The following is a 22,700-nucleotide window of genomic DNA, read 5'->3' on the forward strand; positions in this document are numbered from 1 at the left end:
TCCCCGGCCGGAAGACGACGGTGCCCCGGCCGCCGTATACAGCGGCCGGGGCACCGAAGGGGCCGGTCAGCGCGGCGTCAGCGGGTCGCGCGGTTCACCGCCGACACCACCGCCTTGAGTGACGCACGTGTCGTGTTCGCGTCGATGCCGATACCCCACAGGACCTTGTCGCCGATCGCGCACTCGATGTAGGAGGCGGCCTGCGCGGACGCGCCCTCGCTCATCGTGTGCTCCTGGTAGTCCAGCAGGCGTACGTCCACGCCCACGGACTGGAGGGCGTCGAAGAAGGCCGAGATCGGGCCGTTGCCCGAGCCGGTCAGGACGGTGTCCACGCCGTCCACCGTCGCCTCGACCGTCAGCGTGTCCACGCCGTCCGTGTCGGTGGTCGACTGGCCCGTACGGACCTGGACGCGGCCCCAGGGGTTCTCCGGGTTCGGCAGGTACTCGTCCTGGAAGGCGGCCCAGATGGCGCGGGGGGTGATCTCGCCGCCCTCGGCGTCCGTCTTGGCCTGGATGATCCTCGAGAACTCGATCTGCATCCGGCGCGGCAGTTCCAGCTTGTGGTCGTTCTTCAGGACGTAGGAGATCCCGCCCTTGCCGGACTGCGAGTTGACCCGGATCACGGCCTCGTAGGAGCGGCCGACGTCCTTGGGGTCGATGGGCAGGTACGGCACCGCCCACTCCAGCTCGCCCACGCCGACGCCCCGCGCGGCCGCGTCGGCCTCCATCGCGTCGAAGCCCTTCTTGATGGCGTCCTGGTGGGAGCCGGAGAAGGACGTGTAGACCAGGTCGCCCACGTACGGGTGGCGCGGGTGGACCTCCATCTGGTTGCAGTACTCCCACACGCGACGGATCTCGTCGATGTCGGAGAAGTCGATCTGCGGGTCGACGCCCTGCGAGAACAGGTTCATGCCCAGCGTGACCAGGTCGACGTTGCCGGTGCGCTCGCCCTGCCCGAACAGGCAGCCCTCGACGCGGTCGGCGCCGGCCATCACGGCCAGTTCGGCGGCGGCCACGGCCGTGCCCCGGTCGTTGTGCGGGTGCACGGACAGGACCACGTGCTCGCGGCGCGAGAGGTTGCGGTGCATCCACTCGAAGCGGTCGGCGTGCGTGGAGGGGGTGGAGCGCTCCACGGTGGCGGGCAGGTTGAGGATGATCTCGCGGCCCGGACCGGGCTGGTAGACGTCCATCACCGCCTCGCAGACCTCCAGCGCGAAGTCCAGCTCGGTGTCGGTGAAGATCTCCGGGCTGTACTGGTAGCCGAACTCGGTCTCGGGGCCCAGCAGCTTCTCGGCGTACTCCACGACCAGGCGGGTGCCGTCGACGGCGATCTGCTTGATGTCGTCCTTGGAGCCCCGGAAGACCACCCGGCGGAAGACCGGCGCGGTGGCGTTGTACAGGTGGACGGTGGCGCGGCGGGCGCCCTGCAGGGACTCCACGGTCCGCTCGATCAGGTCCTCGCGGGCCTGGGTGAGGACGGAGATGGTCACGTCCTCGGGGATCGCGCCCTCCTCCTCGATGATGGAGCGCACGAAGTCGAAGTCGGTCTGGCCGGAGGCGGGGAAGCCGACCTCGATCTCCTTGTAGCCCATCTTCACCAGCTGGTCGAACATACGCCGCTTGCGCTCGGGCGACATGGGGTCGATCAGGGCCTGGTTGCCGTCGCGCAGGTCGGTGGAGAGCCAGCGGGGGGCGGCGGTGACACGCTTGCCGGGCCAGGTGCGGTCCGGGATGTCGACCTGCTCGTACTGGCCGTAGCGCTGGAACGGCATGGGGCTGGGCTGCTGGCGGTTCGCCATGATCGCGTGGGCTCCTCGGAAAGGTCCGGACGGACGGCCGACGACGCAACGCCAGAGCACCGCGGGGAGGGGGTCGGCCTTGTCTACAGGCCCTCGCCGCGGCAGCTAAGGAGAAGCAGCCCGAAACGCATGATGCTCCGCAGCCTATCCGAGCTTCCATGGACGCGCGGGGCCGTATCAGCATGCGGAACCGGAGGTGGGCGGGACGGGTCCGGGGCAGGTCCGGGGCGGGTCAGGGAGGGAGGCGGGCGGGCGCCGGGGGGACGGCGAGGTCCGGCATCGAGGGTCCATACCATCCGGTGACAGGGAGTGACGAGAGATATCACCGCATTTCACCAATCACGGTTACTACTAGTGACTTTGGCATCGCACAGTGCGAGCATTTTGGGTATGACGACCAACGGGGGCTCCGAGCCCGTCTTCTGCACGATCGTGCCGCCGCACGTCCTCGACAAGCTCGCCCGCGACGCGGACCCGGCGCTGTCCGGTCCGGCCCGCCGCTCCCTGGAGCGGGACGCCTTCGAGCGCACCCGCCGCCGGCTGACCACCGTGATCGGCGCCCGGGCGGCCGCCGCCGTGGCCGAGGGTGACCAGCCGGACCGCACCATCTACGACGCCGAGCACACCCAGGACCTGCCCGGCACGAAGGTCCGCGAGGAGGGCTCCGAGCCGGGCGGCGACGCCACCGTCAACCGCGCCTACGCGGGCCTCGGCGCCACCTTCGAGCTGTATCTGAAGGTGTACGGCCGCCGCTCCATCGACGACCAGGGCCTCCCGCTCCAGGCCACGGTCCACTTCGACAAGGACTACGACAACGCCTTCTGGAACGGCGAGCAGATGGTGTTCGGCGACGGGGACGGCGAGATCTTCCTCGACTTCACCATCCCGGTCGACGTCATCGGCCACGAGCTGACCCACGGCGTCACCCAGTACACCGCGAACCTCGCGTACTTCGGCCAGTCCGGCGCGCTCAACGAATCGCTCTCCGACGTCTTCGGCTCGCTGATCAAGCAGTACACGCTGCGCCAGACCGCCGCCGACGCGGACTGGCTGATCGGCGCCGGCCTGCTCGCGCCCCGCGTCCAGGGCCAGGCGCTGCGCTCGATGAAGGCGCCGGGCACCGCCTACGACGACGACGTGCTCGGCAAGGACCCCCAGCCCGCCGACATGGAGCACTACGTCCACACCGGCCGGGACAACGGCGGCGTCCACATCAACTCCGGCATCCCGAACCACGCCTTCTACATCGCGGCCACCGCGATCGGCGGCTACGCCTGGGAGAAGACCGGGCAGATCTGGTACGACGTGCTGACCGGCGGCAAGCTGAAGGAGGACGCCCAGTTCGCCGACTTCGCCACCCTGACCGTGAAGGCGGCCCGTGAGCGGTACGGCGCGGGCGCCGAGCTCCAGGCTGTGGAGAAGGCGTGGGAGGAAGTGGGGGTGCAGACGCTGTAGCCGCCGGTACCGGACACTGGGGCCATGCGTATCCAAGTACGGCGCACCGGCGGCTTCGCGGGCATCCAGCGGGAGGCCGAGGTCGACACCTCGGGGCGCGCCGACGCCCAGGAGTGGCGCGCCCTGGCCGACCGCGCCCTGGCCGCCGCACCGGACGCCCCCGCCGCGGGCGTCCCGGACGGCTTCCACTACGAGATCACGGTGGACGGCCGCACCGTCCACACCGCGGACCCCCGACTGACCGAAGCACAGAGGGAGTTGGTGTCGCGGGTGCTGAAGGAGGGTGCCTAGCCGGGTGGTTGACTTCGCGGGGGCGGGTGCGGATGATCCCGCCCATGGTGACGGACGCGCACGGCCCGATCCCCCGCTTCCCCGACGGCTTCCTGTGGGGGGTGTCGACCTCCGCGCACCAGATCGAGGGCGCCGCCGGCCTGCGGGAGCCCTCGGTGTGGGACGTGTTCACGGCCGAGCCGGGCCGGGTGAAGGACGGTTCCACGGCCGCCGTGGCCTGCGACCACTACCACCGCTACCCGGAGGACGTCGCCCTGCTGGCCGGCCTGGGCGTGGACGCGTACCGCTTCTCGGTCTCCTGGCCGCGCGTGAACTCCCCCGGCGGACTCGGCTTCTACGACCGGCTGGTGGACGCACTGTGCGAGGCGGGCGTGACGCCGGTGCCGACGCTCTTCCACTGGGATCTGCCGGCCGGGCTCGACTGGCTGGACCGGGACACCGCGTACCGGTTCGCCGATCACGTGTCCCGCGTCGCGGACCGGCTGGGGGACCGCGTACCCCGCTGGATCACGCTCAACGAGCCCGCCGAGCACACCCTGCTGGGCCACGCGCTGGGCACCCACGCCCCCGGCCGCGCCCTGCTCTTCGACGCGCTCCCGGCCGCCCACCACCAGCTCCTCGCGCACGGCCTGGCGGTACGGGCACTGCGCGCGGCCGGGGTGCGTGACATCGGGATCGCCAACTCCCACTCCCCCGTGGAGCCCGCCTCGGCCGACCCGGCCGACGTGGAGGCCGCCGTCTTCTACGACCTGCTCCTCAACCGCCTGTTCGCCGATCCGGTCCTGCTGGGCCAGTACCCGGACGGCACGGCCGCGTTGATGCCGGAGGGCGCCGAGGACGACCTGCGGATCATCGCGGAGCCGCTCGACTGGTACGGGATCAACTACTACGCGCCCGCCCGGGTGGGTGCCCCGGGGGAGACCCCTTCGGAGTTCGGCGGTGTGGCCCTGCCCGCCGGGCTGCCCTTCTCGCTGCGGGAGTTCGAGGGCGTCCCGGTGACCGACTTCGGCTGGCCGGTCGTGCCCGGGGCGCTGACCGGCATGCTCACCGGCATGCGCGACCGCTACGGCGACCGGCTGCCGCCCGTCGTGATCACCGAGAACGGCTGCTCGTACGAGGGACTGGACGACCAGGAGCGGATCGCCTACCTGGACGGCCATGTCCGTGCCCTGCACCGGGCGCTCGCCGAAGGGGTGGACGTGCGGGGCTACTTCGTGTGGTCGCTGCTGGACAACTTCGAGTGGGCCGAGGGCTACGCCCGCCGCTTCGGCCTGGTCCACGTGGACTTCGCCACGCAGCGGCGCACGCCGAAGGCGTCCTACCGCTGGTACCAGGAGTTGCTGCGGGCGCAGCGCTGAGGGGCGGGCTTCAGAAGCCGAGCTTGCGGAGCTGCTTGGGGTCGCGCTGCCAGTCCTTGGCGACCTTCACGTGCAGGTCCAGGAAGACGGGCGTGCCGAGCAGGGCCTCGATCTGCTTGCGGGACTTGATGCCCACGTCCTTCAGCCGCTTGCCCTTGGGGCCGATGATGATGCCCTTCTGGCTGGGCCGCTCGATGTAGACGTTGGCGTGGATGTCGAGCAGGGGCCGGTCGGCCGGGCGGTCCTCGCGCGGGAGCATCTCCTCGACGACGACGGCGATGGAGTGCGGCAGTTCGTCGCGCACGCCCTCCAGCGCGGCCTCGCGGATCAGCTCCGCGATCATGACCTGCTCGGGCTCGTCGGTGAGGTCGCCCTCGGGGTAGAGCGCCGGGCCCTCGGGGAGCAGCGGGACGATCAGGTCGGCCAGCAGGCCCACCTGCTTGTCGCCGACCGCCGACACCGGCACGATCTCGGCCCACTCGAAGCCCAGCTCCTTGCCGAGCTGGTCGATGGCGATGAGCTGCTCGGCGAGGGTCTTGGAGTCGACCAGGTCGGTCTTGGTGACGATGGCGACCTTGGGGGTCTTCTTGATCCCGGCCAGCTCCTTGGCGATGAAGCGGTCGCCGGGGCCGATCTTCTCGTTCGCCGGGAGGCAGAAGCCGATCACGTCGACCTCGGCCCAGGTGGTGCGGACCACGTCGTTCAGCCGCTCGCCGAGCAGGGTGCGCGGCTTGTGCAGGCCGGGGGTGTCGACCAGGATGAGCTGGGCGTCCTCACGGTGCACGATGCCGCGCACGGTGTGCCGGGTGGTCTGCGGCTGGTCGGCGGTGATGGCCACCTTCTGCCCGACCAGAGCGTTCGTGAGGGTGGACTTGCCCGCGTTGGGACGGCCCACGAAACACGCGAAGCCTGCGCGGTGGGCGTTCTCGCCCGACCGCTCGGATGACTGGGTACGAACGCTCATGCCGACCATTCTCCCTGATCCTCGGGCCCGCGCCGCACCGGCGTCGTGAGCGCCCGTCCCACCGGCGCCTCCGGCCGCCCGCGCGGGCCGAAACACCGCGGAAACGCGCCTGTAGGCGACCGGAAACGCGCAGCCGTGAACCTCTGACGAGCCCGCTCCCCCGGACCGCTGGAGACGCCCGTGACCTTCGCCGCCGCGCACGCCGACTCCGGCGACACCGCCTGGCTGCTCGCCGCCACCGCCCTGGTGCTGCTGATGACACCGGGCCTGGCCCTGTTCTACGGCGGCATGGTCCGCGCGAAGAGCGTCCTCAACATGCTGATGATGAGCTTCGTGTCCATCGCTCTGGTCACGGTGGTGTGGCTGGCGGCCGGATACTCCCTCGCCTTCACCGACGACCTCGGCGGCGGCCTGCTGGGCGGGCTGGAGAACGCGGGGATGGCCGGGGTGGGCCCGGCCGCTCTGCACGGCACGGTGCCGACCCTGCTGTTCGCGACCTTCCAGCTCACGTTCGCCATCATCACGGCGGCCCTGATCAGCGGCGCGGTCGCGGACCGGACCCGGTTCGGGGCGTGGCTGGTGCTGGTGCCGGTGTGGACGCTGCTCGTATACGTTCCGGTCACCCACTGGGTGTGGGGGCCGGGCGGGTGGATCGGCGCGAAGCTGGGGGCGCTGGACTTCGCGGGCGGCCTGCCGGTCGAGATCACGTCCGGTGCCTCGGGGCTCGCCCTGTGCCTGGTCCTCGGACCCCGGCTGGGTTTCCGGCGCGACGCCATGCGGCCGCACAGCCTCCCCATGGTCATGCTCGGCACCGGTCTGCTGTGGTTCGGCTGGTTCGGCTTCAACGCGGGGTCCGCGCTCGGCGCGAACGGGCTCGCGGCGGCGGCCTTCCTCAACACCCTCGCCGCCGGCTGCACCGGCCTGCTGGGCTGGCTGCTGGTCGAGCAGAAGCGGGACGGCCACCCCACGACGCTGGGCGCCGCCTCCGGCGCGGTCGCGGGCCTGGTCGCCATCACCCCGTCCTGCGGCACGGTCCCGCTGCTGGGCGCGCTGGCCGTCGGGCTGGCCGCGGGTGTCGTGTGCTCGTACGCGGTGGGCTGGAAGTTCCGGCTGAACTACGACGACTCCCTCGACGTCGTCGGCGTCCACCTGGTCGGCGGAGTGATCGGCACCCTGATGATCGGCCTGTTCGCGGACAAGGTCATGACGGGCGGCCCCGAGGGCCTGCTGTACGGCGGCGGGCTCGCCCTGCTCGGCAAGCAGCTGGTCGCGGTGCTCGCGGTCGCCGGGTACGCCTTCGCGGTGACGTACGGCCTGGGCAGGCTGCTGGACCGCACGATGGGGCTGCGGGCGAGCGAGGACGAGGAGCGCACCGGTCTCGACCTTACGGTGCACGCCGAGACGGCCTACGATCACGGAGTCCTGGGCCATGGCGCCCCCGTCGCCCCCGTCCGGAAGGCCGAGAGCCCCGCATGAAGCTCATCACCGCCGTCGTGAAGCCGTACCGACTGGACGAGGTGAAGTCCGCCCTCCGCGACCTCGGCATCGACGGCCTCACCGTCACCGAGGCCAGCGGCTACGGCCGCCAGCGCGGCCACACCGAGGTCTACCGGGGCGCGGAGTACCAGGTCGACCTGGTCCCCAAGGTCCGCCTCGAACTGGTGGTGGAGGACGCGGCGGCCGAGCAGGCGATCGACGCCATCGTCGAGGCCGCCCGCACGGGCAAGATCGGCGACGGCAAGGTGTGGTCCGTGCCGGTGGAGACGGTGGTGCGGGTGCGGACGGGCGAACGGGGACCGGACGCGCTGTGATGCGACCCGGAAACCGTTCCGGAACGAGGTCCGGGTCTCACGTATGAGCCAGGGCGGAGAGCCGGGAGTCTGGGACGGCCCCTTCTACCGGCTCCATACAGAGCACTTCGAAGCCGCGTTCGTACCGAACGCCGGTGAGGACCTGGAGTCCGTGGACAACGTCGATGTCTTCGTCGACCTTCCGGACGGCTCCCGGTGGAGCGCGACCCTCATCACGCTCGTCCAGGTCGAGCTTGCGATGAAGCGGTGGGCCGCAACCGGGGAAGCCCTGGGCGGCCGCTACTTCCGGGTGCCGGACGGCCTCATCGTCCGCGATGCCGGCATCGGCAACATGATCCGAGTGCTCGTCGGCCTGATCGAGAACGGCGAGTTCACGCAGGTCCTTCGGCAACTCGGCGAATGACGGGCTCAGGCGACTGCGGAAGCCCGGTGCGGAAGCGGCTCCTCAGAGGACGACGGCGCATTCGGCCATAGTGCCTACGCTGGACACTAAGTCACGCTATGTTTCTCGGCCAGGCACTATGAGCGACGAAAGGTGCACCGCCATGCCTCGCCTCAACCCCGCCCACTTGGCCATCGCTGCCGCCCACCTCGACACCGCCAACCAGGTTCGTCGTGACCCGGCCGTCGTCAAGGCGTTCAAGCAGTTCACGCAGGATGGCGCCCGGGCTGTCCGCTCCGGTACCGCGCTGGCACATGAGGTCAAGTCCTCCTGGCTGCGCCACCGCCCGCCGACCAAGGGGACCGGAACCGGTGAATGACTTCAGCGCGGAGGCGATGGGCCTCGTGATCCGTGAGCACCGCCAGGCCCTGAGCCCCCCACTGACTCAGGAGGAGCTGGCCAGGAAGGCCGAATACGGAAGGGGTGGCGCGGTCTCGGTCTCCCGGATCGAGCGCGGGCTCATCAGCCCCGGGGAGCACCGCCTTGCCGCCATCGCCCTCGCCCTCGGGCTCACATCCGAGCAGCTCAGGCAGGAGGCGGCGGACCGGACCAGGTCTCTCGCACGTGAGCGAGGGCGGCGGCCGGTGAAGTTGCGCGACCAGGTCGCGGAGACGAAAAGACGTCACGCCGAGATCAGCGAGAAGGCAGCTCAGCGGTCGAAGATCACCCAAGAGCTCGCGGAAGCCTTCAACGATGTCCATGATGTCGCCCGCGACAAGTTCTTCCTGAGGTTCGTGGAACTGGCCGAGAGCATCGGCGGAGCGCCCGAGCCGATGAGGCCCCACGAAGAACAGACCGAGAGCACCGGCGAGGTGCCCACCGCGAGACGCATCGAGGCCATGTCCGCAGGGATCGCGAACGCGATCCGCGGTGCCGCGGCCGGCGGTGCGGCAGGGGTGGCCGCGGGTGGCGCCGCGGCTTACGGGGCGTTCACCGCCGCCGCGTTGTTCGGGACCGCCTCCACCGGAGCGGCCATCTCGACGCTGTCCGGGGTCGCCGCCACCAACGCGACCCTGGCTCTCCTGGGCGGCGGCACGCTCGCCGCCGGTGGTGCGGGCATGGCGGGCGGCGCGCTCCTGCTCACCGGCATGGTCGCCGCCCCGGCGGCAGCGCTGGCGGCCGCGGGCTTCTACGTCCTGAAGAAGCGCCGGACCAAGGCGGAGGAGGAGCGCCTGCGAACCGAGGTCGAGGACGCGGAGGCGGCTCTGGACCAGTCACAGCAAGGCTTCGACTCGATGGCCGACGTGCTGAGTCGCGCACCGCAGACCATGGAGTACGTCAGCGTCCACGGTACGCACGCCCTGGAGAAGTGGCGGGCGAGTCTGCCACCGGAGCCTCGGGACTGGGCATCACTCGGGCAGGAGGGGCAGGAGCGGTACCAGGAGTTCCTGACCGTGGCGGCGTGCCTCCTCGCCGTGAGCAGCATCAACGTCGGGGCTCTCCTCACGGCGGAGCCCGACAGCCTGCCGGAGATGAACAAGGCCATCGACGAGACGCTGCGATACGCGGACAAGACCATCAGGTCGATCGTCTGAGTCCAGAAATCGTGCACCGGCCGGGCCACAGCGCGGCGTACGTCCCCTCCTGCTCCCGGTGACGTACCGCGCGCTGCGGCAGGCCGCCCTCGCTCTCTCGCGTCAGCCCGCGGAGACGGTCAGCCGGACGACACCGTCCGCCCCGGCGAGGAGTACCGGCGTACCCGTGCCTCCGAGGTCGGCCACAGCAGCCAGGTCCTCCGCCGAAAGAGCCTCCGCCTCGCTGACCACCGCCGCCGCCTCCAGCGACTCCGCGCCGGAGGCCACCGCCATGGCGACGGCCGTGCGCAGGGCGCTCAGCCGGAGCGAGGGGAGCGACACGGACCCGGCGGCGTACGTGCGCCCCGTCGAGTCCCGCACGGCGGCCCCCTCGGGCACCGCGTTCCGCGCTCGCACCGACCGCGCCAGGGTCACGATCTTCCGGTCCTCGGGATCAAGCTCGTTCTCGCTCATGCCCCGAGCATACGAACCCCGTCCGGCGCCCCCGCCAGCCACTCCAGCTTGGCCGCCGTGTCCGCCTCCGGGAGCGGGGTGTGCAGCACGATCAGCAGGTCGGGGCGGGCGGGCACGCGCATCGCGGTGGACTCCACCACCAGCAGCCCGGCCCGCGGATGCATCAGTTCCTTGCGGATCTGCCCCTGGTCCTCGATGTCCCGTTCCGCCCACAGCGCGGTGAACTCCTGACTGGCGGCGCTCACTTCGGCCAGCACCGCCTGGAACCCCTCGTCCTCGGGGTCGGCGGCGCAGGCGGCGCGGAACTGGGCGACGACCGTGCGGGCGTTGGTCTCCCAGCTCAGTGAGCGGCTGCGGAACAGCGGGTCGGTGAAGAAGTCGACCAGGCAGTTGCGGGTGGTGATCCCCTGCCCCATGCCGAAGACCGCGCCCGCCGCGTCGTTGTGCATCACGCAGTTGTAGTAGCGGTCCATGATGTGCGCCGGGTAGGGCATCCAGGTGTCGATCAGCCGGCGCAGCCCGTCGCACATGTCCCGCCGGTCCGGCACGATCTCGGGCGCGGGCGCGTTGAGGCCCGCCAGCAGGTACAGGTGCCGCCGTTCGGCGTCGCTGAGCCGCAGCACCCGCGAGACCGCGTCGAGCACCTGCGGGGAGACGGAGATGTCCCGCCCCTGCTCCAGCCACTGGTACCAGGAGGCGCCCACCCCGGCCAGCACCGCGACCTCCTCGCGGCGCAGCCCCGCCGTGCGGCGCCGGGGTCCGCCGAGCGGCAGCCCGGCCTCCTGCGGGGTGATCCGGGCGCGCCGGGTCATCAGGAACTCCCGCAGTTCGCTGCGGCGTTCACCCCTCGGCGCACTCGCCGTGCCCGCCGTGCTCGCCGTCGCAGCCACGTCCCGGTTCCCCCTCGTCGCCGTGTCTGGTGGTGCCACCACCACCATAAGTTCCGACTCCCCACGTTTCTTCCGGGCATCGGAAGCTCTTTGCCATGGCGATCGACACCCCAGCTCCCGCAACTCCCCCTGCGACCAGGCCGGTCGGGCCCGTCCGGCTGTCCACGCGTGACCGGCTCGTGCTGTTCGTGCTCTGCGCGGCCCAGTTCATGGTCGCCCTCGACTTCTCGGTGCTGAACGTGGCGCTGCCCGATCTGGGTTCGGGCCTCGGCATGAGCCGCGGCGCCCTCCAGTGGGCGGTCACCGCGTTCGCCCTCCCCTCGGGCGGCTTCCTGCTGCTCTTCGGCCGCGTCGGTGACCTCTTCGGCCGCCGCAGGCTGTTCCTCTCCGGGCTCGCCCTGTTCGGCGCGGCCTCGCTGCTGGCGGCCGCGGCCTGGGACCCCGCGTCCTTCCTCACCGGCCGCGCGCTGCAAGGGCTCGGCGCGGCGGCCATCGTGCCGACCGGTATGTCCCTGCTGACGACCACCTTCCCCGAGGGCCCGGCCCGCGACCGCGCGCTCGGCATCTCCGGCACGCTGCTGTCGCTGGGCTTCACCATCGGCATGGTCGCGGGCGGCACGCTGACCGACACCTTCGGCTGGCGCTCCACGATGGCGCTGCTGGCCGTGTTCGCGCTGATCGTGCTGCCCATGGCACCGGGTCTGCTGCCCGAGTCCCGCACCCCGGAGCGCCCCCGGCTGGACGTGCCCGGCGCCGTCACCGTCACCGCCGGACTGCTGTCGCTGATCTACGCGATGTCCACCGCCGCCGGCCACGGCTTCGGCCGGGTCGACGTGCCGGTCGCCCTGGTGGCGGGCCTGGCGCTGCTGACCGCGTTCGCCGTGATCGAGTCCCGCACGTCCGCGCCGCTGGTCTCGCTGCCGATGCTGCGCCGCCGGACGGTGGCGTGGGGCAACCTGGGCGGGCTGGTCACGTTCTCGATGATGTCGGTCGTGGTGTTCGTGCTGACCCTGTACCTCCAGGAGGTGCTGCGCCTGTCGGCGTTCGAGACCGGTCTGGTCTTCGGGGTGCAGGGCGCGCTGTCGGCGGTGGCGGGCGTGCTGGCGCCGAGGGTGATCGGCCGGTTCGGCGCCCGCCGCACGCTGGTCGGCTCGCTGGCCGGACAGGGCCTCCTGGTCGCCGCCCTGCTGCCGCTGGGCACCCGGGGAGGGTCGGTGTGGCTGGCCACGGCGGCGGTGTCCCTGGCGAGCGTGTGCCACCTCGGCGCGATCATCTCGTACGGCCTGACCGTCACCTCGGGTGTGGCGGACGGCGAGCAGGGGCTGGCCACCGGGCTGGTGACCTCCACCCAGCAGGTCGGCCTCACGGTCGGCGTGCCCCTGCTGGGCGTGCTGGCCACCACCGGCGGTGATCTGCTGACCGGGGTCCACACGGTGATCGCGCTGGACGCGGTGATCGTGCTCGGCGCGGCCGCCCTGATCGCCCTCGGGCTGCGCGGGGGCCGGGCCTGATCAGTCCAGGGTCTGGGTGATCGCGCTGCGCGCGGCCGTGTGTTCCACGCGGCCGCGCGCGCCGTTGACCAGCGGCAGATATGGGGCGACGTGCCCGCACTCGACGTCGGCGACGATCGGCACGCCCAGCGGGCCGAGCGCGTCGAGCACGGCCTCGTGCTGGCTCAGGGCCGGGCTGTCGGGGGCCTTGGTGCGGCCGACCAGGATCGCGGCGGCCCGGTCGAAGAACCCGGCGAGCCGCATCCCGTGCAGGTTCCGGCAGATGGTGAACGCGCTGTCCTCGCAGGCCTCCACGTAGACGAGCAGCGGCTCGCCGGGGGCGAAGGACGCGGTGTCCAGGTACGGCGTCCCGGCGAGGGGGGCCAGGATCTCGGTGCAGCCGCCGATCAGCCGGCCGCTCACGTCCACGTCCCCGGTGCCGTCCAGCCGGGTCCAGGTGCCCTCGGTGTCCAGCCTCGGATCGCGGACCCCGGGATGCCCGGCGAAGTCGTCCCAGCCGGCCGAGCGGTACCGGCCGGGCGGGGTCTGGGTGAACGGCTCGCCCTGCGGCGCCTCGACGACGTCCAGCCAGCTCAGCAGACCGTCAGGGGTGGCGTAGGGGGTGTCCATGAGGTTGTTGCCGTGCACGGTGGCCACCCCGGAGAGCAGGGTGAGCGGGGCGAGCAGGGTCGAGAGGTCGGAGTAGCCGACGACCCAGGTGGGCTCGGCCCGGCCGATCTCCGCGAAGTCCAGCAGCGGCAGCAGGTCGATGCCGGTCTCGCCGCCCCAGGGCGGCACCACGGCCCGGATCTCCGGGTCGGTGAGCATCGCGGTGAGTTCGGCGGCCCGCTCGGCGGCCGGGGCGCTGAGGTGGCCGGAGCCGTCCATGCACCGGCCGACCGTCACCTCGTACCCGCGCGCCTTCAGGTCGCCCACGGCCACGTCGAGCCGGCCGCGCAGGGCGTCCGGGACCCCGCTGGAGGGCGAGGTCACACCGATGCGGTCTCCGGGGCGCAGGGGGCGCGGGTATCGAGGGGTCATGCGGCGGATTCTGACACGGGGTCACCGCCCGCCCGCAGGGATTTCCTCAGGGGCGGTCGAGCTTCAGCCGCTCCGCGCGCGGCAGGCCCGCGACGACGAGGTCGTAGGAGTCCTCGACCAGCTCCTTGACGAGAGCGTCGGGCAGGTCGGAGTCCGCCGTCACGGTGTTCCAGTGCCGCTTGTTCATGTGGTACCCGGGCACGATCAGGCCCTCGTGGTCGGCGCGGAGCCGCTGGGCGTCCTCCGGGTCGCTCTTGAGGTTGACCGTCAGGGGCCGCGCGTCCAGGGCCGAGAGGGCGAACATCTTGCCCAGCACCTTGAAGACCGAGGTCTCCGGGTTGAAGGGGAACTCCTCCGTGACCGCGTTGAAGGACAGGCACAGGGCGCGCAGCTCCTGGGGCTTCATTCCGTGCTCTCCTCCCGCGCCGGGACCCCGGCGGGCTCGACCAGTACCGTCACGATCTTGTTCCGGCGTCCGGCGGCGGCCTCGGCGGTCAGCTTCAGCCGTCGCTCGTCGGGCAGTTCGACCTCGGCGCTCGCCCCGGCGATGGGCACGCGGCCCAGCGCCTTCGCGAGCAGTCCGCCTACGGTTTCCACGTCCTCGTCGTCGTACTCCTCCAGCCCGTACAGCTCACCGAGGTCGGTGATGTCCAGGCGGGCGGTGACGCGGTGGCGGCCCTCGCCGAGGTCCTCCACGGGCGGGAGTTCACGGTCGTACTCGTCGGTGATCTCGCCGACGATCTCCTCCAGGATGTCCTCGATGGTGACGATCCCGGCCGTGCCGCCGTACTCGTCGATGACGACGGCGACGTGGTTGCGCTCCTTCTGCATCTCGCGCAGCAGGTCGCCCGCGTTCTTGGTGTCGGGGACGAAGACGGCGGGGCGCATCGCGGTGGAGACCAGGTCGTTCTCGGCGTCGCGGTTGATGTGCGTCTTGCGGACCAGGTCCTTCAGATACACGATGCCGACGATGTCGTCCTCGCTCTCCCCGGTCACCGGGATGCGGGAGAACCCGGAGCGCAGGGCGAGGGTGAGGGCCTGGCGGATGGTCTTGTACCGCTCGATGACGACGAGGTCGGTGCGCGGCACCATCACCTCGCGGACCAGGGTGTCGCCCAGTTCGAAGACGGAGTGCACCATGCGGCGCTCCTCGTCCTCGATCAGCGACTCCTGCTCGGCGAGGTCGACCATGGCGCGCAGCTCCGCCTCGGAGGCGAAGGGGCCGCGCCGGAAGCCCTTGCCGGGGGTGAGCGCGTTGCCGATGAGGATCAGCAGCGAGGGCACCGGGCCCATCACGCGGGCCAGCGGCAGCAGCACGTAGGCGGCCGCGGTGGCGGTGCTGATCGGGTGCTGGCGGCCGATGGTGCGCGGCGAGACGCCGACGGCGACGTACGACACCAGCACCATCACGGCGATGGCGACCAGGAGCGCCTGCCAGGTGGCGTCGAAGGCGCGCAGGCAGCCGTAGGTGACGAGGGCGGCGGCGGCCATCTCGCAGGCGACGCGGACCAGCAGGGCCACGTTGAGATAGCGGGTGGGGTCGGCGGCGACCTGCGCCAGCTTGGCGCTGCCGCGCCGCCCGGACTTGACGGCCTCCTCGGCGCGGAAGCTGGAGACACGGGCGAGGCCCGCCTCCGCGCAGGCGGCGAGCCAGGCCACGACGACCAGCGCGACCGCGCCGGTCACGATCTGCGGACTCAAGGCGACCCCTCTTACGAGACGGTCGGCGCCGGGGACGGCCCGGTCAGCCCGCGCTCGGCCCGCCAGCCGTCGACGATGGCGGCCTGGAGGCCGAACATCTCGGCCTTCTCGTCCGGCTCCTCGTGGTCGTAGCCGAGGAGGTGCAGCACGCCGTGGACGGTGAGCAGCTGCAGTTCCTCGTCCATGGAGTGGTCGGTCGGCGCTTCCTTGCCCTGCTTCGCCGCGACCTCCGGGCACAGGACGATGTCGCCGAGGAGGCCCTGCGGGGGCTCCTCGTCGTCCTTGCCCGGCGGGCGCAGCTCGTCCATCGGGAACGACATGACGTCCGTCGGACCGGGCAGGTCCATCCACTGGATGTGGAGCTGCTCCATGGCGTCGGCGTCCACGACGATCACCGAGAGTTCGGAGAGCGGGTGGATGCGCATCCGCGCGAGCGCGTAGCGGGCGATGTCGAGGACCGCCTGCTCGTCCACCTCGGTGCCGGATTCGTTGTTGACGTCGATCGACATGGTCGTGCTGGTCTACTTCCCCTTGGAGCCCTTGGCGCCGGTCCTGCCCCGGCCCCCCTGGTGGGCGCCGCTCTCCGTGCCTTGGTGGCTGTCGTACTTCTCGTACGCGTCGACGATACGGCCCACCAGCTTGTGCCGGACGACGTCCTGGGACGAGAGCCGGGAGAAGTGGACGTCCTCGACGCCCTCCAGGATCTCCTGCACCTGCCGCAGGCCGCTCTTGGTGCCGCCGGGCAGGTCGACCTGGGTCACGTCACCGGTGATGACGATCTTCGAGTCGAAGCCGAGCCGGGTGAGGAACATCTTCATCTGCTCGGGGCTGGTGTTCTGGGCCTCGTCCAGGATGATGAAGGCGTCGTTCAGGGTCCGGCCGCGCATGTACGCCAGCGGCGCCACCTCGATCGTGCCCGCCGCCATCAGGCGCGGGATCGAGTCGGGGTCGAGCATGTCGTGCAGGGCGTCGTAGAGCGGGCGCAGGTACGGGTCGATCTTCTCGTACAGGGTGCCGGGGAGGAAGCCGAGGCGTTCGCCGGCCTCGACCGCCGGGCGGGTCAGGATGATGCGGTTGACCTGCTTGGACTGCAGTGCCTGCACGGCCTTGGCCATGGCCAGGTAGGTCTTGCCGGTGCCCGCGGGGCCGATGCCGAAGACGATGGTGTGCTTGTCGATCGCGTCGACGTAGCGCTTCTGGTTCAGCGTCTTCGGGCGGATCGTGCGCCCGCGCGAGGACAGGATGTTCTGCGTCAGCACCTCGGCCGGGGTCTCGGGGCCGTCGCTCGTTCCCTGGTCGCTCGCCTTGAGCATGGCGATCGAGCGTTCCACTGCGTCCTCCGTCATCGGCTGCCCGGTGCGGAGCACCAGCATCATCTCGTCGAACACGCGCTGGATCAGGGCGACTTCCGCCGGGTCGCCGACCGCGCTGATCTCGTTGCCCCGGACGTGGATGTCGGCCGCCGGGAAGGCCTTCTCGATCACGCGCAGGAGGGAGTCGCCGGAACCGAGCACGGTCACCATCGGGTGCTGTGCCGGAACGCTGATCCGTGCTCTCGCCCGGTCCTGTGCGGAGGTGTGGGCTGTCGGTGTCTGAGTCATGGGCCGGCGCTGATGGCCTGCGTGTCCTCCTCGTCACGGCCGCCCCCCTGACGGCGGCCTCGCACGTCCAGAGTACGCCGGGGTCCCGTCAACACCGCAGCGGTTTTCCCCCACGCGAGTGGCTGCGACGCCTGGGCGACGGGTGCGGGGATTCGCCGTGGGCGGGTGCGGGATGGGGGCCGGTGCCGCTTCGCTTCCCGTCTCTCCGCCGGAGGCCGTCTCAGGTCGTGCGGCCGAAGCCGATCGTCGGGACGGCCCGGCGCAGGGGCCAGGGGCGGTCGAGGTGGGCGGGGACGAGGGCGTCGAGGAAGGCGTAGCGGCGCAGGGCGGCGGGGTTCTGGGTCGGCAGGGACTGGACCCTGCGCCACCAGGCGCCGATCTCCGACCAGCCGGGCGCGGACAGGGAGCCGCCGAACTCCTGGACGGAGAGGGCGGCGGTGAGCCCGGCGAGGGCGAGGCGGTCGGCGAGGGGCCGGCCGGCGAGGGAGCCGGTGACGAAGCCGGCCACGAAGACGTCCCCGGCGCCGGTGGGGTCGAGGGCCTCCACCGCGATGGCGGGCACCTCGGCGGTCTCGCCGGTGCGCCGGTCCACCGCGTAGGCGCCCTCGGCGCCGAGGGTGACGACCGCGACCGGCACATGTTCGGTGAGGGCGTGCGCGGCCGCCTTGGGGCAGGTCGAGCCGGTGTAGCGCATCGCCTCCTCCGCGTTGGGCAGGAACGCCTCGCAGTGCTTCAGGTCGGGCAGCGAGGCCAGGTCCCAGGCGCCGGTGTCGTCCCAGCCGACGTCGGCGAAGATCCGGGTGCCCTCGCGGGCCGCCTGGGCGATCCAGGGAGCGCGCCGGCCGGGGGTGAGGGAGGCCACCGCGGCGCGGGCGGGCGGCGGGCAGTCGGGCGCGGTCTCCTCCGGGGGCGGCTCGTGCCCGTGGGAGATCATCGTGCGTTCGCCCTCGTACGCCATGGAGACGGTGACCGGGGAGTGCCAGCCGGGCACCGTGCGCGAGGGGGTGAGGTCGATGCCCTCGCCGTGGGCCAGCGCGTCCCAGCAGTACTCGCCGTAGTGGTCGTCCCCGAAGGCCGCCGCGAGGGAGGTGCGCAGGCCGAGGCGGGCCAGCGCGGCGGCCATGTTGGCGACGCCGCCGGGGCTGGAGCCCATGCCGCGCGCCCACGACTCGGTGCCGCGCACCGGTGCCGCCTCCAGACCGGTGAAGACGATGTCGAGGAAGACGGTGCCGGTCAGATAGACGTCCCAGGGCGGATCGCCGGGGGCGCGCAGGGCGGCGAGCGGGTCGACCTGGGCCTGGCGGCGGGCGGTCTGCGTGAGGTGCTCCGGTTCGCCTCCGGTTTCCTCTCCGGCGATCGCGTGGGACGGCATCGGTGCGGGCTCCCTGACGTGGTGCGGATCTGGCCAGTGTGCACCACTCGACGCCGGGTGACCGAGGGCCGTGCGGCCGGAATCCGTGTGCGGCGGGGGCTCGCGGGAGCGCGCGGTGTCGTGGGAGGGCTTGTGGCGGCGCGGGGGCGGGCCGGTCACCAGCGCGGGATCACCGGTGTCCGCCAGGCGCGGCGCGGGCTGGTCACCAGCGTGGCATCACCGGTGTCCGCCAGGTCGGGTCCGCGCGGCGCATCGCCCGTGCGTCGTCCCGCTCGCGCAGCGACCCGTCGTCCGCCAGCCAGCGGTGGTGGAGGCGGGCGAGGGCGTCGCGGTCGAGTTCGACGCCGAGGCCGGGCCGGTCGGAGACGGCGACGCGGCCGGCGGTGAAGGGCACGCGTTCGGTGAGCACGTCCTCGCTCTGCCAGGGGTAGTGGGAGTCGCAGGCGTGGTGGAGGTCCGGCACGGTGGCGGCGACCTGGGTCATCGCGGCGAGGCTGATGCCGAGGTGGGTGTTGGAGTGCATGGACACCCCGACGCCGAAGGCGGCGCAGATCGCGGCGAGGTGGCGGGTGTTGCGCAGGCCGCCCCAGTAGTGGTGGTCGGAGAGCACCACCTGCACGGCGTCGCGGGTGAACGCCTCCTTGATCTCCCCGACGGTGGTGACGCACATGTTGGTGGCGAGCGGCACCCCGGTCCGCGCGGCCACCTCGGCCATGGCGGCGGTGCCCAGCACCGGGTCCTCCAGGTACTCCAGCACGCCGGCGAGTTCCTCCGCGACCTTCAGCGCGGTCGGCACGGACCAGGCCCCGTTGGGGTCGAGCCGCAGCGGGGCGCCGGGGAACGCCTCGGCGAGCGCGTGCACGGCCGCGACCTCTTCCTCCGGCGGGAAGACGCCGCCCTTGAGCTTGAAGGAGGTGAACCCGTGCCGTTCACTGAGCGCGCGGGCCTGGGCGACCACTCCGGCCGGGTCGAGCGCGGCGCCCCACTCGTCCGGCTCGGCGGCGACCCCGTCGGGGTGGGCGGCCCATTTGTAGAAGAGGTAGGCGCTGTACTCGACGGAGTCCCGCAGTTTCCCGCCGAGCAGCGCGTGCACGGGGAGCCCGAGCGCCCGTCCCTGGGCGTCCAGGCAGGCGACCTCGAAGGCGGAGAGCACGGACAGCCGCAGCTTGTCGGCGTTCCGCACCCCGCGCAGCCCGCCCGCGTCGAGGCCGCCCGCGCCCCGGCCGGCGTCGACCGGGAGATCGAGGGAGAACAGCGCGTTCACGTCCGTGACCCGGTGTCCGGTGAGCCGGTCGGCGAGCGCGCGGGCGGGCTCCAGGTAGTCGGTGTCGCCGTACGTCTCGCCGAGCCCCGTGGCACCGCCCGCGGTGACCACCTCCACGATCAGCCGGGGTGTGTACGGCTGGTGCACGCCCTGCGTGTTGAGCAGTGGCGGGTCGGCCACCAGGACCGGGGTCAGCCGGACCTCGGTGATGGTCAGGTCCGGGGTCACAGGGCGGCTCCCACGAGGTCGAGTCCGGCGGCCAGGAGTTCCTTCAGCGCGGCGGTGTCGGCGGCACCGGGGTCGGTCAGGGGCGCCCGTACGGGTCCGACGCGCGCGCCCCTGAGCCGGGCGGCGGCCTTGACCAGGGAGACGGCGTATCCGGCGGTGCGGTCGCGCAGTTCGACGAAGGGGACGTAGAAGCCGCGCAGCAGCCGGTCGGCCGTGTCGTCGTCCCCGGCGGTCAGGGCGGTCCGGAAGGCGGTGGCGATCTCGGGGGCGAAGGCGTGCACGGCGGAGGAGTAGGCCGGTACGCCGACGGCGGTATAGGCGCGGGCCTGGACCTCGGCGGTGGCGGCGCCGTTGAAGAAGAGGAAGCCCTCGGGGGCGGCGAGGGTCAGACGCTGGAGCCGGTCGAGGTCGCTGTGGCCGTCCTTGAGCCCGATGACGTTCGGGATGCCGGCGATCCGCCGCAACGAGTCCACCGTGTAGGCGACTTGGTCGCGCTGGTAGGCGATGAGCGGAAGCCGGGTGCGGGCGGCGAGGTGTTCGAGCTGGGCGACGAGTCCGTCCTGCGGGGCGGCGACGAGGTAGTGCGGCAGCACCAGCAGGGCGTCGGCCCCGGCCTCCTCCGCGATCGCGGCGAAGCGGGCGGCCTGCGCCCAGCCGTAGCCGGCCCCGGCGACCACCGGGACCCGCCCGGCCGCCTCCTCGACGGCGATGGTGACGACCTGGCGGTACTCGTCCTCGTCCAGGGAGAAGAACTCCCCGGTGCCGCAGGCGGGGAAGAGGGCGCCGGGGCCCGCGGCGAGGCGGGCGGCCACGTGGGCGCGGCAGCCGTCGGGATCGAGGGTGCCGTCGTCGTGGAAAGCGGTGAGCGGGAAGGAGAGCACGCCCCGCGCCATCCCCTCCCGCAGCCGCCGGGCCACGTCCTGCGGAACGCCGCTCACCCGCACCATCTCCTCTTGTGAATGCCGTCCATGTATGAGAACCGAGGCTAGGTACACGTACGGAGGCAGTCAATGGGGCGCAGTTCAGGCGTGAAAGAAGCAGGGAGGCGCGGAGCGGGGGCGCGCAGCAAAGAGCCCCACCCCGCTCGAAGCGGGATGGGGCTCTGTTCGGAGCGCCGGGCAGGCCTTGCACCTGCATTTCCCCGCAGGAAGCGGGGCGTCTTTCCTTGGACCACCAACGCACTGTCCGCCACCGGGAGTTCCGGCGACCGCGACGTGAACAACCATAGCGCATCCCGGAGTTCTGTGCGATCACCGTCCGGGCGTTCGAGCGCGAAATCAATGGTGTCTACCCGGCCCGACAAAGAGCAAACATGATAGTGCTCTAGATCACATCGGCCGAGTTTCTTCTCGAAACCGCGTGCTTGATACAACTTGCTCGCGCGCTCCCGTCGAACAGACGGCCGTCGCCCCTCCCCCTCTTTTCTCCTCGTCGAGCTGTCGCTCTCGCCTGCCCTGGGAACGCCCGTGTCCGCCCCCCGCTCCACTCCCTGGCCCCTCGTCGCCCTTTTCACGGCCGGGTACCTGGCCTCGTACCTCCTGCCGACCACGGTCGGCCGTCTCGACAGCGCGCTGCCGCTGTCCGCCACCCAGGCCGGTGCCATCGGCAGCGCCCTGCTGCTGAGTTCGGCGTCCGCCGGATTCACGCTGGCCGGCCGCGTCGACCGGTTCGGCGCCCGTGCGGTCGCCCGGCTGGGTCTCACCCTGGCCGTCCTCGGCTACGGCTGCGCCGCCCTCACCGACTCCGTGCCCGCCGTGGTGCTCGGCGCGGTCGTCGGGGGCCTCGGCTCCGGCACGATGACGGCGGTCGCCGCGAGCGGTATCGCCGCCGGACGTGATCCGCACCGGGCCACCACGTCCGGGCTGCTCATGGTCTCCGCCCTGGCGGGTGCCCTCTATCTGACGATCCCCCGCCTCGGCCCCGGCCACGGGCTGCCGCTCGGCGCGATCGCGCTGACCGCGCTCGCCATATGGCCGTTCACCGGCCGGCTCCCCGCCCGTACCGCCCCGGCGGCAGGCCCCGCCGTCGTGCGCCGGCCGCTCCCCCACCGCCGGGCCGGGCTGCTGCTGGCCGCCACGATGCCCTGCTGGTCGCTGGCGCAGAACGCGCTGTGGGGCGTGAGCGGGCGCATCGGCCTCGGGCAGGCGCACCTCACCGAGATCACGGTCGGCGCGGTGTTCGCGGTCGCGCTGGGCGCCGGTCTGCTGGGCGTGGTCGGCGCGAGCGCCCTCGGCCCACGCCTCGGTCGCGCACTGCCGATCGGGCTGGGTACGGCGCTGATCGCGGCCTGCATCGCGCTCAGCGCCTCGGCCACCGACCTGCCCTCCTTCGCGCTGGGCGAGATCGCGTGGAACCTCTGCTACCCGGTGGTGCTGTCCTACGTCATCAGCCTGGCCGCCGCCCTCGACACACGCGGCCGCTGGGCGGTGCTGGTCGGCTCCGCGGCGTCCCTCGGCACGGCGGCCGGTCCCCTGACCGGGAGCCTGCTGTCCGCCCGCGCCGGGTTCCCCGCCATGGGCGGCATCCTGGCGGCGGCACTGCTGCTGGCGGCCGTCCCGATGACCGCGGTCGCCCTGCGCACGGCACCCCGCCGCCTGCGGATCGTGGAGATCCCGATCGCGGCCGGCCCGCTCGCCGAGGCCCCCCTCACGGAACCGGTCTCCGGCGTCGAGGTCGTGGCGGTCCAGTTCAAGGCCCTCCCCGTCGTGGAGATCTCCCTGCGGGAGACCCCCGTCACCGATCCGGCCGCCGGGGACACCCGGACCGAAGAGATCCTGGCCGGGGAGATCCTGGTCGGCGGAGCCACCGCGCTGGACCTGCCCGCCAAGGGCATCCCGGTCGTGCAGATCCCGCTCACGGACATCTCCGTGGGGGAGCTCCGGGCCATGGGCACCTCCCACGCCGGGAAGACCCCCGGCGCGACCATTCCGGCCTGAGCCCCCGGCACCCCGGAAACGCGACGAGGCCCCCCTTTCCACAGGGGGGCCTCGCACGCATGCGGAGGG

At 72.1% G+C, this 22,700-nt stretch carries 22 protein-coding genes; 10 read left to right on the plus strand and 12 right to left on the minus strand.

Annotation, left to right across the window (positions count from 1 at the left end):
- Positions 1–77: 77 nt before the first annotated feature.
- A complete protein-coding gene (gene leuA / locus ABZ898_RS19295) occupies positions 78–1,799 on the minus strand; it encodes a 2-isopropylmalate synthase (protein ID WP_361659915.1) in 1,722 nt (573 codons plus the stop codon).
- A 390-nt stretch (positions 1,800–2,189) separates the two neighbouring features.
- On the opposite strand from leuA, the gene ABZ898_RS19300 reads away from it, so the two are divergent.
- The 3 genes from ABZ898_RS19300 to ABZ898_RS19310 are packed head-to-tail and all read left to right on the plus strand — an operon-like array spanning position 2,190 to position 4,903.
- Positions 2,190–3,254, plus strand: coding sequence for a M4 family metallopeptidase (locus ABZ898_RS19300; protein ID WP_361659918.1), 1,065 nt, complete (start codon positions 2,190–2,192; stop codon positions 3,252–3,254).
- A 24-nt stretch (positions 3,255–3,278) separates the two neighbouring features.
- Complete coding sequence (locus ABZ898_RS19305; protein ID WP_361659921.1) at positions 3,279–3,545, plus strand: protealysin inhibitor emfourin; 267 nt, start codon at positions 3,279–3,281, stop codon at positions 3,543–3,545.
- Between the two features lie 44 nt (positions 3,546–3,589).
- Positions 3,590–4,903, plus strand: coding sequence for a GH1 family beta-glucosidase (locus ABZ898_RS19310; RefSeq protein ID WP_361659924.1), 1,314 nt, complete (start codon positions 3,590–3,592; stop codon positions 4,901–4,903).
- A gap of 10 nt (positions 4,904–4,913) precedes the next feature.
- Here ABZ898_RS19310 and era read toward each other — a convergent pair whose 3' ends face one another.
- Positions 4,914–5,867 (minus strand): GTPase Era, encoded by a 954-nt coding sequence (era, locus tag ABZ898_RS19315; protein WP_361659927.1) that lies wholly within the window; start codon positions 5,865–5,867, stop codon positions 4,914–4,916.
- A 180-nt stretch (positions 5,868–6,047) separates the two neighbouring features.
- Here era and ABZ898_RS19320 point away from each other — a divergent pair, with 180 nt between their 5' ends.
- From ABZ898_RS19320 to ABZ898_RS19340, 5 genes are all read left to right on the plus strand, one after another.
- Positions 6,048–7,343: an ammonium transporter gene (locus ABZ898_RS19320; RefSeq protein ID WP_361659930.1), complete on the plus strand. Its 1,296-nt coding sequence runs from the start codon at positions 6,048–6,050 to the stop codon at positions 7,341–7,343.
- Positions 7,340–7,678, plus strand: a complete 339-nt coding sequence (locus ABZ898_RS19325; RefSeq protein ID WP_361659932.1) for a P-II family nitrogen regulator — start codon at positions 7,340–7,342, stop codon at positions 7,676–7,678. Before ABZ898_RS19320 ends, ABZ898_RS19325 begins: the two co-directional genes overlap by 4 nt.
- A 151-nt stretch (positions 7,679–7,829) precedes the next feature.
- Positions 7,830–8,081, plus strand: a complete 252-nt coding sequence (locus ABZ898_RS19330; protein WP_361659935.1) for a hypothetical protein — start codon at positions 7,830–7,832, stop codon at positions 8,079–8,081.
- Between the two features lie 142 nt (positions 8,082–8,223).
- Positions 8,224–8,439 carry a hypothetical protein gene (locus tag ABZ898_RS19335; RefSeq protein ID WP_329011034.1) on the plus strand — a complete coding sequence of 72 codons (216 nt, stop codon included), beginning with the start codon at positions 8,224–8,226 and terminating at the stop codon, positions 8,437–8,439.
- On the plus strand, positions 8,432–9,655 hold the full coding sequence (locus ABZ898_RS19340) for a hypothetical protein (protein ID WP_361659938.1): 1,224 nt from the start codon (positions 8,432–8,434) through the stop codon (positions 9,653–9,655). Before ABZ898_RS19335 ends, ABZ898_RS19340 begins: the two co-directional genes overlap by 8 nt.
- 102 nt (positions 9,656–9,757) lie before the next feature.
- Here ABZ898_RS19340 and ABZ898_RS19345 read toward each other — a convergent pair whose 3' ends face one another.
- Both ABZ898_RS19345 and ABZ898_RS19350 read right to left on the minus strand, forming a co-directional pair.
- Positions 9,758–10,108 (minus strand): cytidine deaminase, encoded by a 351-nt coding sequence (locus tag ABZ898_RS19345; RefSeq protein WP_361659940.1) that lies wholly within the window; start codon positions 10,106–10,108, stop codon positions 9,758–9,760.
- Positions 10,105–10,920: a helix-turn-helix transcriptional regulator gene (locus tag ABZ898_RS19350; RefSeq protein ID WP_361660115.1), complete on the minus strand. Its 816-nt coding sequence runs from the start codon at positions 10,918–10,920 to the stop codon at positions 10,105–10,107. Before ABZ898_RS19350 ends, ABZ898_RS19345 begins: the two co-directional genes overlap by 4 nt.
- A 173-nt stretch (positions 10,921–11,093) precedes the next feature.
- Here ABZ898_RS19350 and ABZ898_RS19355 point away from each other — a divergent pair, with 173 nt between their 5' ends.
- Complete coding sequence (locus ABZ898_RS19355) at positions 11,094–12,509, plus strand: MFS transporter (protein ID WP_361659943.1); 1,416 nt, start codon at positions 11,094–11,096, stop codon at positions 12,507–12,509.
- On the opposite strand, the gene ABZ898_RS19360 is transcribed toward ABZ898_RS19355, so the two are convergent.
- From ABZ898_RS19360 to ABZ898_RS19395, 8 genes are all read right to left on the minus strand, one after another.
- Complete coding sequence (locus ABZ898_RS19360) at positions 12,510–13,529, minus strand: S66 peptidase family protein (RefSeq protein ID WP_361659946.1); 1,020 nt, start codon at positions 13,527–13,529, stop codon at positions 12,510–12,512.
- A 46-nt stretch (positions 13,530–13,575) separates the two neighbouring features.
- Positions 13,576–13,935 (minus strand): MmcQ/YjbR family DNA-binding protein, encoded by a 360-nt coding sequence (locus ABZ898_RS19365; protein WP_361659949.1) that lies wholly within the window; start codon positions 13,933–13,935, stop codon positions 13,576–13,578.
- Positions 13,932–15,230, minus strand: coding sequence for a hemolysin family protein (locus tag ABZ898_RS19370; protein WP_361659952.1), 1,299 nt, complete (start codon positions 15,228–15,230; stop codon positions 13,932–13,934). The genes ABZ898_RS19365 and ABZ898_RS19370 overlap by 4 nt, the downstream gene beginning before the upstream one ends.
- 11 nt (positions 15,231–15,241) lie before the next feature.
- Positions 15,242–15,739, minus strand: coding sequence for an rRNA maturation RNase YbeY (ybeY, locus tag ABZ898_RS19375; RefSeq protein WP_361659955.1), 498 nt, complete (start codon positions 15,737–15,739; stop codon positions 15,242–15,244).
- Positions 15,740–15,751: 12 nt separating this feature from the next.
- Positions 15,752–16,831, minus strand: a complete 1,080-nt coding sequence (locus tag ABZ898_RS19380; protein WP_361659958.1) for a PhoH family protein — start codon at positions 16,829–16,831, stop codon at positions 15,752–15,754.
- A gap of 220 nt (positions 16,832–17,051) precedes the next feature.
- Positions 17,052–18,203 (minus strand): PfkB family carbohydrate kinase, encoded by a 1,152-nt coding sequence (locus ABZ898_RS19385; protein WP_361659961.1) that lies wholly within the window; start codon positions 18,201–18,203, stop codon positions 17,052–17,054.
- A 202-nt stretch (positions 18,204–18,405) separates the two neighbouring features.
- Complete coding sequence (locus ABZ898_RS19390) at positions 18,406–19,695, minus strand: glucarate dehydratase family protein (protein ID WP_361659964.1); 1,290 nt, start codon at positions 19,693–19,695, stop codon at positions 18,406–18,408.
- Positions 19,692–20,642, minus strand: a complete 951-nt coding sequence (locus ABZ898_RS19395; protein WP_361659967.1) for a 5-dehydro-4-deoxyglucarate dehydratase — start codon at positions 20,640–20,642, stop codon at positions 19,692–19,694. Before ABZ898_RS19395 ends, ABZ898_RS19390 begins: the two co-directional genes overlap by 4 nt.
- A 519-nt stretch (positions 20,643–21,161) precedes the next feature.
- Between ABZ898_RS19395 and ABZ898_RS19400 the strand changes: the two genes are divergently transcribed.
- The gene (locus ABZ898_RS19400; protein WP_361659970.1) at positions 21,162–22,631 is read left to right on the plus strand and encodes an MFS transporter; all 1,470 of its coding nucleotides are present in this window, start codon (positions 21,162–21,164) and stop codon (positions 22,629–22,631) included.
- Positions 22,632–22,700: the final 69 nt, after the last annotated feature.

It is taken from the genome of Streptomyces sp. NPDC046860 (assembly GCF_040645115.1).
Classification (GTDB): domain Bacteria; phylum Actinomycetota; class Actinomycetes; order Streptomycetales; family Streptomycetaceae; genus Streptomyces.